Raw genomic sequence first — 12,915 nt, forward strand, 5'->3', positions numbered from 1 at the left:
CACACCCTCAAATCGTCGCGCCGTTGGCGAGCAGCCTGTCCAGCTGGCCTTCGGCCTCCAACTCGTGGAGATCGTCGCAGCCGCCGACATGCGTATCGCCAATGAAAATCTGCGGAAAGGTCGTTCGGCCGTGGGCTCGCGAGATCATCTCCTGGCGCAGTTCCGGCGAAAACGAGGCGTCATGCTCGGTATAGGTGACGCCCTTGCGCTCCAGCAGCCGCTTGGCCGCCGTGCAGTAACCGCACATCATGCGCGTATAGATCGTGACATCGACCATGACGAATTTCCGCTTCCGTTGCCGACTTATATAGTCACGGACTCGTCCGCCCGGAAGTCCCCCGGCAGCACACGCGCGAAGGTCAGCACGTCGACGGCGGCGGCACCTCCCTTTTTCAGCGCCTTGGTGGCCGCGCGCACGGTGGCGCCCGTGGTGTAGACGTCATCGATCAGAAGCACCCTGCGGCCGGCGATCTCGATCTCCGCCTCGGCAGGCACGCGGAAGGCGGCTCGCACATTCTCCTCGCGCTCCTGCCGCTCGAGCCCGACCTGCTGGCGGGTGAGTTTTACGCGCCGCATGGCGGAAGGCGCGAAAGACAGGCCGCTGAGCTCACAAACCGCACGCGCCAGTTCCGCCGACTGGTTGAAGCGCCGCCGGAAAAAACGCCGCCAGTGCAGCGGCACCGGCACCACCACATCGGCTTCGGCGATGAGATCGGCGCCTGCGCGCACCATCCAGCGCGCCATCCAAGGCGCCAGATCGGTGCGATCCTGGTATTTCAGCCCTTGCACCATCTGGCGGGCAACGCCGGAATAGGCGACGGCTGCCCGCGCCCGCTCGAAGGGCGGCGGATCCGCGATCGCCTCGGCCGACAGAAAACCCTCGCCCATATGGTGGGTGAACGGCGTGCCCATCACCGGGCACCAGGGCCGTTCCAAGAGCCGCAGCTTTGGCCAGCAGGCGCCGCACAGCACGCCCGGCTGCGAGACATGCCGGCGGCAACCGGCACAGACCGGCGGAAACAGCATGCGCGCCGGCCAGCCCAGGGCCGATCGGGCGAGGTTCCTGATCCCGATGGACTTGATCTCTGGCATCGGATCGGCCACGTGGTTGGTTCTCCGCACCGAGTGTACCAAGTATATCAGGGCGTGGACAAACAAGGATCCACCCGTTGCAGCCTATTATGGATACCTCTTTGTGGCTGGCGCACAAGCGGCGCGCGCTCAGCCATCCTGTCGACGGCGCCGATTTCCTGATGAACCGTGCCGCCGAGGACCTTGCCGACCGGCTGGGTGCCGTCGAGCGGCGGTTCGGCAAGGCGGCGGTGCTGTTTTGCCAGACGCCGGCCGTGGCCGATGTGCTCGCCGCGAGCGGCAAGGTGGCGGAGATCGTCCGCGTCGAGACGGACGCCGTCTTCCTGATGGGTGCCGTCGGCCTGGTCGCGCCGCTGGAAACCGTGCCGTTCGAGCCGGCAAGCCTCGATCTGGCGGTATCGCTTCTGTCGTTACAGGCGATGAACGACATTCCCGGCATGCTAATCCAGATCCGTCGCGCGCTGCGGCCGGACGGGCTCTTTCTCGGCGCCTTCGCCGGCGCCGGCACGCTCGGCGAGTTGCGTGAGAGCCTGCTTGCCGCCGAGACCGAGCTTTACGGCGGCGCCAGCCCCCGCGTCATCCCCTTTACCGACGTGCGCGACGCCGGTGCGCTGCTGCAGCGCGCCGGTCTTGCCCTGCCGGTCGCCGATGTCGAGACCGTGACGGTGCGCTATGCCAATTTGTTTGCCTTGATGGCCGATCTGCGCGCCATGGGCGAAACCAGCGCCCTCACCGATCGCAGCCGGCGGCCGGGCACACGCAGACTGTTTGCGCGTGCCGCGGAAATCTATGCCGAGCGGTTTTCCGACGCCGACGGCCGAATCCGCGCAAGTTTCTCGATGGTCTGGATGTCCGGCTGGGCGCCCGATGCATCGCAGCAGAAACCGCTGAAGCCGGGTTCCGCCAAAGTCTCGCTGAAGACGATACTGGAAGCTCCCGACGGGCAATGATCGGGTCAGCCGCGGACAGCCGGATCAGGGTGCGAACGCGTTCGCAAGCCGGCTGCCATTGTCGCTGAACAGCCAGGTGATCGAGTTGAACACCTGACCGATGCCGGCGACGATGGTCAGCGACAACACAGCGATGATCAAGCCATATTCGACCGCCGTGGCGCCGGATTCGTCTTTCAGAAAATGCAGCAGCACTGGTTTCATCACCTCGATCCCCTCGCCGAGGACCTTACCGCCGACCTGTTAAGAAAGGTTAACGGCAAAGCCTTAACAGGCGGTGAAACCGCCACCTCTTGCAAATTCCAACCATGTCAGCAGTCGCCGCTGGTTCTGCCATCGGAGCCGATGATGCAGACCGAACCGGGCTGCGCCTGCAGCACGCTGCGGCGCACCGTATAGGTGGTGCGATGGCCGATCGAGCCGGTGGCCGTCATGTCGAGACCACCGGGAAAATCATCGCGCGCCGATTGCGAGCGCGTCTGGCTGTCGAGGTATGGGGTCGCGATCAGCGCCAGCGCCACCGCGGCCGAGCCGAACAGCAGTGTCACGCGCAGGATGCCCATGCCCGCATCGGCGGCACGAAAGCCGCGGTCGGGCCGGATCGAATCCCAATCCCTGTCCAGGCTCATCCTATCGCTCCCCAGCCAATCCGCGACGCGGCCGCGACGACACGGCCATGCATCAATTTTTCATGATGAGATAAATCTTCCATTAACGCTGGCTGATATGGGCGGTGGCCCGCTCCTCAGAGCAACTCCAGGAAAACTTGTGGAGCGGTTTTCCCGGCAAAGCGCGGAGCGCTTCCCTTGGGAATCGCGTCAAGACAAATCCTCAGAGCAGATCGATCAGGAACGGAATCAGCGGCGCGTCGGCCGGCGGCATCGGATAGTCACGCATCTGCTTCGGCCGTACCCATTTCAGCGCCTGTCCTTCCCGGGGCTGGGCGATGCCGCGGAAGCGGCGGCAGACAAACAGCGGCATCAACAGATGGAAGTCGTCATAGGAATGGCTGGCGAAGGTAAGCGGGGCCAGGCAAGGGATTTCGGTCTCGATGCCGATCTCCTCGTGCAATTCTCGGATGATGCATTGTTCCGGCGTCTCACCTGGCTCGACCTTGCCTCCGGGAAATTCCCACAGGCCGGCAAGCTGCTTGCCCTCGGGCCGCTGCGCGAGCAGCACGCGGCCGTCGGTATCGACAAGCGCGCAGGCCGCGACCAAGAGCAGGCGCTTGCCGGTATTGGCCGGATCATTCATGCCCGACGTCACTCATGACCGGGCGGGCGGCGATAATGGTAGCGATAGACTTCCTCGAAGCCGAGCGACCGATAGAGCGCCAGCGCCGGCACGTTGCCGGCCTCGACCTGCAGCCAGGCTTCCCGCGCGCCGCGCAGCCGCGCCCATTTCAGCGCCGACCGGATCAGGTTGCTGCCATGGCCCTTGTTGCGCGCGGCCTTGTCGGTGGCGACTTCGAACAGGCCGGCGAGATCGCCGTCATGCACGCAGATCAACGTCGCCAGCGCCTCCGCCCCATCTTCCAGTGCGAACAGCCCGGCCTCGGGCTGGATGGCGCCGATGATCTCCGACAGGCCGGGCCGCAGCGAAACATCCGAGCCGCTGACCTTGAGCGACGCGCCGATGAAGCGGCTGATGTCCTTGAGCGGAATCTGATCCATGGCGGCATCGAGCTGGGCGTCGGCCAGCGGCAGCCGCATGACCAGCGATTCGTCGAATCGGCTCCAGCCCTCCTTGTCGAGATGGCCGGCAAGATCGGGACCCGACAGCGGCGACATGCGGAACGTCAGCGGCCTGCCATAGGCGTCGAAACGGCGGCTGGCGCGGCCGATCCGGTCGGCTATGTGCTGGATGTCGCCGGGATCGAGCGGGTTGACCGAATTCAACCGCTTCGCCGGATGGCCGGCGGTGAGCCGCACCACCCAGGTGCCGTCATAATGGACGGCGGCCGCCGGCCAGGCGCGAAAGCCGGCCGCCTCGTAGCGGCGCACGATCGCAAGCATGCTTGCCGGATGCCTGGAAGCCAAAACCGTCAGCTCCGATAATCGCCGTTGATGGCGACATATTCCTTGGTGAGGTCGCAGGTCCACACCGTCGCCTTGCCGCGGCCAATGCCGATATCGGCACGGATGCGGATATCGTCGCGCTTCATGTAGGCCGAGGTCTTTTCTTCCGAATAGGCCGGATCGCGCTCGCCCTCATGCGCCAGCCGGTTGTCACCGAACCAGATCGACAGCCGGTCGCGGTCGGCGGGCTCGCCGGCCTTGCCGACGGCCATGACGACACGGCCCCAATTGGCATCCTCGCCGGCGACCGCCGTCTTGACCAGCGGCGAATTGGCGATCGACAGCGCGATGCGCTTGGCCGAGCGGGCCGATTTCGCGCCAGTGACGGTGACTTCGACCTGCTTGCGGGCGCCCTCGCCGTCGCGCACCACCTGTAGCGCCAGCGACTTCAGCACCTTGCCGAGCGCCCGGCGGAACTGACCGAGCCGTGCGTCTTTCGGGTCGGTGATTTCGGGCGCACCGCGCTTCGCCGCCTTGCCGGTGGCGAAGATCAGCAGCGTGTCGCTGGTCGAGGTGTCGCTATCGACAGTCACCGCGTTAAAGGTCTTGGCCGTGCCGCGCGACAGCAGATCCTGCAGCACAGGGGCCGCGATCGGCGCGTCGGTGGCGATGAAGGACAGCATCGTCGCCATGTCGGGCGCGATCATGCCGGCGCCCTTGGAGATGCCGTTGATGGTGACCTCGGTATCGCCAAGCTTGACGGTCTGCGTCGCCACTTTCGGATAGGTGTCCGTGGTCATGATGGCCTTCGCCGCCTCGGTCCACAGGTCGGGCTTGCCAACGCTGACCAGTCCGGCGAGCAGGTGGCTGAACTTGGTCGCGTCGAGCGGCTCGCCGATGACACCGGTCGAGGCCAGGAAGACCTCCCCTGCCGTGCAGCCGGCAGCCTTTGCCGCCGCCTCGCCGGTCAGCGCGGTGGATTCGCGGCCCTTCCTGCCGGTGAAGGCGTTGGCATTGCCGGAATTGACGACCAGCACCCGCGCCTTGCCGGCGGCAAGGTTCTGGCGGCAGAAATCGACCGGCGCCGAGGGGCATTTCGACCTGGTGAACACGCCGGCGACCGCGGTGCCGGCATCGAACATCATGGCCAGCAGGTCGGTGCGGTTCTTGTACTTTATCCCCGCTTCGGCGGTGGCGATGCGCACCCCTTCAATGACAGGCATCTTGGGGTACTTCTTCGGCGCGAGCGGCGAAATCGTCGTGGACATGGGGACCTCGGGCGGGAAAATCGCAAGGGAAGGCCGGTTTGCCCGATACGGCGCGCGGGCGCAAGGGCGTTTTCGCCGCGCCTGCCGGGGCGGCGAACCACGCCGGATTAAGCCTGCATTTCAAATCTGTTGGCATCGCCGGGCCCTGTGACGCTATGATCGCGCCCATGGGCAGGCTCGCGATCCTCGCTTGGGCATTTCTGGGACTGTTGCTGCTGAGCGCCGACGCTGAGCCGGCGCGGCGCGTGGCTCTCGTCATCGGCAACGGCACCTATGCCGAGGCCGGCACGCTGGCCAATCCGGTCAACGACGCGCTCGACATCGCCGACAAGCTGCGCTCCATCGGTTTCGAGGTCATCGAAGGCAACGATCTCGGCAAGCGCGAGCTCGAACGCAGCATCGGCGAATTCTCCGATGCGCTCCAAGGCGCGGGCGTCGGGCTTTTCTACTATGCCGGCCACGGCCTGCAGGTCGACGGGCGCAACTACATCGTGCCGGTCGACGCCAGGCTCGACATGCCGGTGAAACTGCAGCTCGAAGCCGTGCCGATCGACGAAGTCCTCGACATCATGGAACAGCAGACCAAGGTCAGCCTGGTGTTTCTCGATGCCTGCCGCAACAACCCGTTTGCGCGCAGCCTGAGCCGCACCGCCACCACGCGCTCGGCGACGGCGCTCGCCGGCCTGGCGCAGTTCGATTCGACGCGCGGCTCCTTCATCGCCTTCTCGACGGCGCCGGGCGCGGTCGCCATGGACGGCACCGGGCGCAACTCGCCCTTTGCCGCCGCCCTGTTGCGGCACATCGCCGAGCCCGGCCAGAGCATCAACGACATGATGATCGCGGTGCGCCGCGACGTCGTTTCGCAAACCCGCGAAGGCCAGCGCCCCTGGGAGCAGGGCTCGCTGCTCGAACGCTTCGAATTCGTCCCGGGTGAAGGCCCTGCCCCGAAACCCAAGCCGGCGGCCGAGCCGGCGCCGGCTCCACAGGTCGCTGCACTTGAACGCTCCGTGGGTGACGACAAGGCTTCGATCGAACAATTCCTGCGCCGGGATTATCTGACGCCGGACACCAAGACGATGGCTGAAACGGTCAAGCGGATCTACGGCGCGTCGGCCACCATTTTCGGCACACGCTACGACGCCGATGCCATCGTCAAGGTGAAGACCGACTGGTTCGCGCAGTGGTCCTCGTGGTCGCTCGGGCTGGAACCCGGCAGCCTGGAGATCACGCCGCATGGCGAGGACCGCGCCGACGCCGCCTTTGCCATGCGCTACGACTACGTGCCGAAGGACAAGTCGGCGGCACGGCTGACCGGCAAGGCGCGCGTCACGCTCGGGCTGGTCAAGGCCGTGGAGGGATGGCGCATCGAATCCGAAACCTCGCAGGCGACGCAATGATGCGCTGACCCGGGGCGCGAATTCACGGGCTTTGGCGCGACATGAATTCGGTGCCGAAACTGAGCAGTGCAGCAACCGGCAGCGCCAGGCCGATCCAGGACACCAGTGGCCAGCCGCCTTGCGCATAGGCCCAACCGCCGACGCCCGAGCCGATCGCGCCGGCGATGAAGAACGTCGCCATGTAGAGTCCGTTCAGGCGGCTGCGATGCGCGGCGCCGAGCGCGAACAGGTCCCGATAGCCGAGGACAAGGTTGGTCTGCACGCCGAAGTCGAGCACGATGGCGGCGGCGACCAGCAGCGCCAACGAAAGCGTCGAACCGCTATGGGCGATATGGGTTACGAGAAAGGCGGCGGCGACGCACAGCATGGCAAAGGCTGTCGCCGGGCGGCTCCATCCGCGGTCGGCGACCCTTCCGGCGAGCGGTGCGGCGATTGCGCCGGCGACGCCCGCCAAAGCGAACAGGCCTATGCCGCGTTGCGTCAAGCCAAAATCGGGTCCGGCCAGCAGCAGCGGCGTCGTCGTCCAGAACAGGCTGAAGGCGGCGAACAGGAAGGCCTGATAGAGAGCCCGCCGCCGCAGGACCGGTGTCGAGCGCGCAATCTGCACCATGGACGCCAAAAGCGCGCCGTAGCTTAGACGTGCCGTCGGCACGCGCCTGGGCAGCGCGAACCGCAGCACGACGGTCAGCACGATCATGACGGCGCAAGAGGTGAAGTAGACGACATGCCAGGACGAGAGCGCGGTGATGAAGGAGGAAAACGGCCGTGACAGCATTATGCCCAGCAACAATCCCACCGAGACATTGCCGACCACGCGGCCACGCCTGGCTTCCGGCGCCAAGTGGGCCGCATAGGGGATAAGGGTCTGCACCGCGACCGAGCCAAGGCCGACAAACAGCATCGCGGCCAGAAATGCCGCCGGCTGCGTTGAAATCGCCGCGCCCAGCAAGGCCAGCGTCGCAACGGCGAGTATGCCAAGCACGAGCCTGCGGTTCTCGACGAGGTCGCCAAGCGGCACGATGAACAGCAGGCCCACCCCGTAGCCAATCTGCGCCATCGTAACGATCAGGCCAGCCGCATGCGGGGGCAGGCCAAGTTCGGCGCCGATCGGGCCAATCAATGGCTGTGCGTAATAGATATTGGCAACGATCAGCCCGCAGGCGGCAGCCAGCAAGAAGGTTATCCAACTCGAAATTGTCGTCTCGGCGGGTGCGGAGCCGGATCCGATAATGGTTGTCATGGTGATGTCCATCGGAACGAAACGTTTCGTTGAATAGAACGAACCGTTCCGTTTCGTCAAGCAATGATGTATGAGCATCTTTTGGCATCAGCGTATGTTGCGGCCGAATGGCTTCATTCGGCATCAGCACGAACGCTGCAAGGAAAACGAACGCTTTTTGCTCCGGGATAGTCGGCATCGGCTGGCGAAATGCGGGCGAGGCAACGGTTGCCGGCGGGTTGTCGTTTCAGCCGACACGCAACCGCTTCAGGAGGAACGGCTCATGGGCGAAATCGCCGATCCGGCACGCAAATCGATTGGCGCCAGGCGCAATCCCGACAGCGCCGAAGCGATTCTGGAGGCTGCCGAAGCCGTGCTGATCGAGGCTGGCTATGCCGGCTTCTCGATCGAGGCGGTGGCCCGCCGCGCCCGTGCCGGCAAGCCGACCATCTACCGCTGGTGGCCGAGCAAGGCGGCACTGCTGCTCGAAGTCTACCAGCGCCAGAAGCGCGTCGACATTCCCGATACGGGAAGCCTGGAGGAGGATCTCGTCGGCTTCCTGGTCAATCTGTTCACGCACTGGCGCGAGACATCGTCGGGCAATGTTTTCAAGTCGCTGATCGCCGAGGCACAGTCGGATGAAACCGCGGCGGCCGCCCTGGCCGGCTATGCCGGAGCGCGTCGCACCCACACTGGCCAGATCATCGAGCGCGCCAAGGCGCGGGGCGAGATCGCCGGCGAGATCGATGCGGGCGTGGTCGCCGATCTCATCGCTTCCTACGCCTGGCGGCATCTCCTGACCAACCGGCTCGACGAGCCCGAGGCAACGATACGCAAGATGGTCCGCTATCTCCTGCAAGGCATAGCAGCCGGCAGATAGCGGTATGCCGGTCAAAAAAAAGGCGCGGCAACCCTTGGCTGCCGCGCCCTTTTGAAACTCAATCAGGCTTACTTGCCGGCTTCCATTGTGTCGACGGCCTGCTTCAGCTTGGCGTCGGGGATCTCGACCTTGGCGCCGGCGCGCAGCGACTTGACCAGCGCGAAATACTTGTCGCGGATGACTGCCTGCTTGGCCTGGTCCTTGACGTCGTCGAAGGCCGGCGGCTGCTTGGCGCGCTTGTCCTCGAGCTTGATGACATGCCAGCCGAACTGCGTCTGCACCGGCTGCTCGGTATATTTGCCGACCTCGAGCGCGAGGGCCGCCTTGTCGAACTCCGGCACCATCTGGCCGGGTCCGAACCAGCCGAGATCGCCGCCATTGGACTTGCCCGATGGATCGCTGGTGTGCTCGTTGGCGAGCTTCTGGAAATCGCCGCCGCCGTCGAGCTGCTTGATGATCGCCTCGGCCTCTTCCTTCGTCTTCACGAGGATGTGACGGGCATGCACCTCGTTGACCGGCGGCGTGTTGGCGATTTCCTGGTCGTAGCGGGCGCGGATCTCGGCGTCGGTGACCTTGTTGACGACGCCCTTCTCGACCATCTCGCCATGCAGCGCGCGCTGCTGCAGGAAGGCCATGCGGCGCTGGAAGTCGGGATCCTTGTCGAGGCCGTCGGTAACGGCCTTGGCGGCCATGACGCGGATCTCGATGGCCGCCGAAAGGGCAGCCGCGCGGCGCTGTTCGGGCGGCAGCTGCGCGAACTGCTGCGACAGCTCGCCCTCGGCAAGCACCAGGTCGGCTTCGGTCAGGGGCTGGCCATTGACGGTGGCGACCACGGCATTGGGGTCGACCGGCGCCGCCGCGGGTGCGGCCGGAGCAGCAGGAGCGGCCTCCTGCGCCATGACGGGCGACAGGCAAAGAGCCGACAGGCCGAAGGCCAGGCCAAGGCTGGCAAGCGACGCACGGCGGAACAACAAGGGCATAAGGATGACTCCGGTGGAGGATTGTAAGGAGGGGTGGCTTCCAGATCAGCCAGATTGTGGCGGAATTTGGCGCGACCGGCAGGGCCAGCGCGGCGTTGACATCAGTTGAGCCCCCTCTTATCTGTCCAACGACTTTGCGTCCAGAACCGTTTTCCGGGCGCTTTTTGTGTTTGCCCGTATTCAGGCGGTGCGATCACGCGGATTTGATGGGGCCGGCCGGCGCCTGTCTCAAGATTGAGAATTCTATCGAAAGGACCATTGGATGGTCAGTCTCGGCGGTCTCGCCCGTAAGGTTTTCGGTTCCTCCAACGACCGTCGGGTCAAATCGACCCGGCCCCGTGTCGAGGCGATCAACGCCATGGAAAACGAGATGCGGGCGCTCTCCGACGCCGAACTCGCGGGGCGTACGGAAAAATTTCGCCAGGACATCGCCAATGGCGCCACCCTCGACGACCTTCTGGTCCCGGCCTTCGCCACCGCGCGCGAGGCGGCACGCCGCGTGCTCGGCATGCGTCCCTTCGACGTCCAGCTGATCGGCGGCATGGTGCTGCACAATGGCGGCATCGCCGAGATGCGCACTGGCGAGGGCAAGACCCTGGTCGCGACACTGCCGGTCTACCTCAACGCGCTCGCCGGCAACGGCGTCCATGTCGTCACCGTCAACGACTATCTCGCCACCCGCGACTCCGAATGGATGGGCCGCGTCTACAAATTCCTCGGCCTCTCGGTCGGCGTCATCGTCCACGGCCTGTCCGACGAGGAGCGCCGCGTCGCCTACGCGTCCGACGTCACCTACGCCACCAACAACGAGCTCGGCTTCGACTATCTGCGCGACAACATGAAGTACGAGCGCGCCCAGATGGTCCAGCGCGGCCACAATTACGCGATCGTCGACGAAGTCGATTCCATCCTGGTCGACGAGGCGCGCACACCGCTGATCATTTCCGGTCCGCTCGAGGACCGCTCGGAAATGTACAACACCATCGACACTTTCATCATCCAGCTGCAGCCGCAGGATTATGAGATCGACGAGAAGCAGAAGACCTCGATCTTCACCGAGGAAGGCACCGAGAAGCTGGAGAACCTTCTGCGCGATGCCGACCTGCTGAAGGGCGAGTCGCTCTATGACGTCGAGAACGTCGCCATCGTCCACCACGTCAACAACGCGCTGAAGGCGCACCAGCTGTTCCAGCGCGACAAGGACTATATCGTGCGCAACGGCGAGATCGTCATCATCGACGAGTTCACCGGCCGCATGATGCCCGGCCGCCGCTATTCGGAAGGCCTGCACCAGGCGCTGGAAGCCAAGGAGCATGTGGCGATCCAGCCGGAGAACCAGACGCTGGCCTCCGTCACCTTCCAGAACTACTTCCGCCTCTACAAGAAGCTGTCCGGCATGACCGGCACGGCGCTGACCGAGGCCGAGGAATTCGGCAACATTTACGGTCTCGAAGTCACCGAGATCCCGACCAATCTGCCGGTCATCCGCAAGGACGAGGACGACGAGGTCTACCGGACGGTCGAGGAGAAGTACAAGGCGATCGTCAAGGAGATCCGCGAGGCCAGCGCCAAGGGCCAGCCGACGCTGGTCGGCACCACCTCCATCGAGAAGTCCGAGCAGCTGGCCGAGCGCCTGCGCAAGGAAGGCTTCAAGGATTTCGAGGTGCTGAACGCCCGCCACCACGAGCGCGAGGCGGCGATCGTCGCCCAGGCCGGCAAGCCCGGCGCCATCACCATCGCCACCAACATGGCCGGCCGCGGCACCGACATCAAGCTCGGCGGCAATGCCGAGATGCGCATCGCCGATGAGCTGGGCGACATGCCGGCCGGCCCCGAGCGCGAGGCGCGGGAAAAGGAAATCAATGACGACGTCGAGCGCCTGAAGGAAAAGGCGCTGGCGGCCGGCGGCCTCTACGTGCTCGCCACCGAGCGCCATGAATCGCGCCGCATCGACAATCAGTTGCGCGGCCGTTCCGGCCGTCAGGGCGACCCGGGCCGTTCGAAATTCTTCCTGTCGCTGCAGGACGACTTGATGCGCATCTTCGGCTCCGAGCGCATGGACGGCATGCTGCAGAAGCTCGGCCTCAAGGAAGACGAGGCGATCATCCACCCCTGGATCAACAAGGCGCTGGAAAAGGCACAGAAGAAGGTCGAGGCGCGCAACTTCGACATCCGCAAGAACCTGCTGAAGTATGACGACGTCTCCAACGACCAGCGCAAGGTGGTGTTCGAGCAGCGCATCGAGCTGATGGACGGCGAAGGCCTGTCGGAAACCATCACCGAGATGCGCGAGGGCGTCATCGACGAGATCGTCGCCAAGGCCATCCCCGAAAACGCCTATGCCGAGCAATGGGATGTCGCCGGCCTGAAGGCCGAGGTCGCCGAATTCCTCAATCTCGACCTGCCGGTCGAGGACTGGGCCAAGGAAGAGGGCATCGCCGAGGACGACATCCGCGAGCGCATCACGGCTGCCGCCGACGCCGCCGCCAAGGAGCGCGCCGAGCGCTTCGGCCCCGAAGTGATGAACTATGTCGAACGCTCCGTGGTCCTGCAGACGCTCGACCATCTGTGGCGCGAGCACATCGTCAATCTCGACCACCTGCGCTCGGTCGTCGGCTTCCGCGGCTACGCTCAGCGCGACCCGCTGCAGGAGTACAAGGGCGAGGCGTTCGAGCTGTTCCAGGCGATGCTGGGCAATCTGCGCCAGGCCGTCACCGCGCAGCTGATGCGCGTCGAGCTGGTCCGCCAGGCCGCCGAAGCCCCGCCGCCGGAAGCGCCCGACATGTTCGGCACGCATATTGACGGCACCACTGGCGAGAACGACTTCGAAGGCGGCGAAACCGCCGTCCTGGTGCGCCAGGAGCAGAGCGCCGTGGTAGCCCCCGAAGACCGCGACCCGAACAATCAGGCCACCTGGGGCAAGGTCGGCCGCAACGAAGCCTGCCCCTGCGGCTCCGGCAAGAAGTACAAGCACTGCCACGGGGCTTTTGCGTAAGGACGCGCTCTTCCTTCTCCCCGTCACTATCCGGGGGTGAGGCGTGGTCCGCGCAGCGGACGAAAAGCCAATTGCTTGGCTTTTCGAACGACGAACGCCCGGAGCGATAGCGAAGG

The 12,915-nt window shown here is 65.1% G+C and carries 13 protein-coding genes; 4 read left to right on the plus strand and 9 right to left on the minus strand.

Annotated elements, in window-relative coordinates; genetic code table 11:
• Positions 1–7: 7 nt before the first annotated feature.
• Entirely contained in the window at positions 8–277 is a 270-nt protein-coding gene (grxC, locus tag CK228_RS10845) for a glutaredoxin 3 (RefSeq protein WP_095772303.1), read from the minus strand.
• A 26-nt stretch (positions 278–303) separates the two neighbouring features.
• On the minus strand, positions 304–1,104 hold the full coding sequence (locus tag CK228_RS10850; protein WP_095772302.1) for a ComF family protein: 801 nt from the start codon (positions 1,102–1,104) through the stop codon (positions 304–306).
• A gap of 65 nt (positions 1,105–1,169) precedes the next feature.
• On the opposite strand from CK228_RS10850, the gene CK228_RS10855 reads away from it, so the two are divergent.
• Complete coding sequence (locus CK228_RS10855) at positions 1,170–2,042, plus strand: methyltransferase domain-containing protein (protein WP_095787855.1); 873 nt, start codon at positions 1,170–1,172, stop codon at positions 2,040–2,042.
• 24 nt (positions 2,043–2,066) lie between these two features.
• Here CK228_RS10855 and CK228_RS10860 read toward each other — a convergent pair whose 3' ends face one another.
• The 5 genes from CK228_RS10860 to argJ form a co-directional block, all read right to left on the minus strand.
• Positions 2,067–2,246: a Flp family type IVb pilin gene (locus CK228_RS10860; protein ID WP_095772300.1), complete on the minus strand. Its 180-nt coding sequence runs from the start codon at positions 2,244–2,246 to the stop codon at positions 2,067–2,069.
• Positions 2,247–2,353: 107 nt separating this feature from the next.
• The gene (locus CK228_RS10865; protein ID WP_095772299.1) at positions 2,354–2,671 is read right to left on the minus strand and encodes a hypothetical protein; all 318 of its coding nucleotides are present in this window, start codon (positions 2,669–2,671) and stop codon (positions 2,354–2,356) included.
• A gap of 202 nt (positions 2,672–2,873) precedes the next feature.
• Positions 2,874–3,296, minus strand: coding sequence for a (deoxy)nucleoside triphosphate pyrophosphohydrolase (locus CK228_RS10870; RefSeq protein WP_019861362.1), 423 nt, complete (start codon positions 3,294–3,296; stop codon positions 2,874–2,876).
• Between the two features lie 8 nt (positions 3,297–3,304).
• Positions 3,305–4,057 (minus strand): GNAT family N-acetyltransferase, encoded by a 753-nt coding sequence (locus tag CK228_RS10875; RefSeq protein WP_095787856.1) that lies wholly within the window; start codon positions 4,055–4,057, stop codon positions 3,305–3,307.
• Between the two features lie 29 nt (positions 4,058–4,086).
• Complete coding sequence (argJ, locus tag CK228_RS10880) at positions 4,087–5,328, minus strand: bifunctional glutamate N-acetyltransferase/amino-acid acetyltransferase ArgJ (protein ID WP_095787857.1); 1,242 nt, start codon at positions 5,326–5,328, stop codon at positions 4,087–4,089.
• A 167-nt stretch (positions 5,329–5,495) separates the two neighbouring features.
• Between argJ and CK228_RS10885 the strand changes: the two genes are divergently transcribed.
• Entirely contained in the window at positions 5,496–6,725 is a 1,230-nt protein-coding gene (locus CK228_RS10885; RefSeq protein ID WP_095788033.1) for a caspase domain-containing protein, read from the plus strand.
• Positions 6,726–6,747: 22 nt separating this feature from the next.
• On the opposite strand, the gene CK228_RS10890 is transcribed toward CK228_RS10885, so the two are convergent.
• Entirely contained in the window at positions 6,748–7,965 is a 1,218-nt protein-coding gene (locus CK228_RS10890; RefSeq protein WP_095788034.1) for an MFS transporter, read from the minus strand.
• Between the two features lie 262 nt (positions 7,966–8,227).
• Between CK228_RS10890 and CK228_RS10895 the strand changes: the two genes are divergently transcribed.
• Entirely contained in the window at positions 8,228–8,824 is a 597-nt protein-coding gene (locus CK228_RS10895) for a TetR/AcrR family transcriptional regulator (RefSeq protein ID WP_095788035.1), read from the plus strand.
• Between the two features lie 68 nt (positions 8,825–8,892).
• Here CK228_RS10895 and CK228_RS10900 read toward each other — a convergent pair whose 3' ends face one another.
• Positions 8,893–9,804 carry a peptidylprolyl isomerase gene (locus tag CK228_RS10900; protein WP_095787858.1) on the minus strand — a complete coding sequence of 304 codons (912 nt, stop codon included), beginning with the start codon at positions 9,802–9,804 and terminating at the stop codon, positions 8,893–8,895.
• 262 nt (positions 9,805–10,066) lie between these two features.
• Here CK228_RS10900 and secA point away from each other — a divergent pair, with 262 nt between their 5' ends.
• Positions 10,067–12,799 (plus strand): preprotein translocase subunit SecA, encoded by a 2,733-nt coding sequence (secA, locus tag CK228_RS10905; protein WP_095787859.1) that lies wholly within the window; start codon positions 10,067–10,069, stop codon positions 12,797–12,799.
• The last annotated feature ends 116 nt before the right edge of the window (positions 12,800–12,915 follow it).

The organism is Mesorhizobium sp. WSM4312, from assembly GCF_002294875.1.
Taxonomy (GTDB): Bacteria; Pseudomonadota; Alphaproteobacteria; order Rhizobiales; family Rhizobiaceae; genus Mesorhizobium.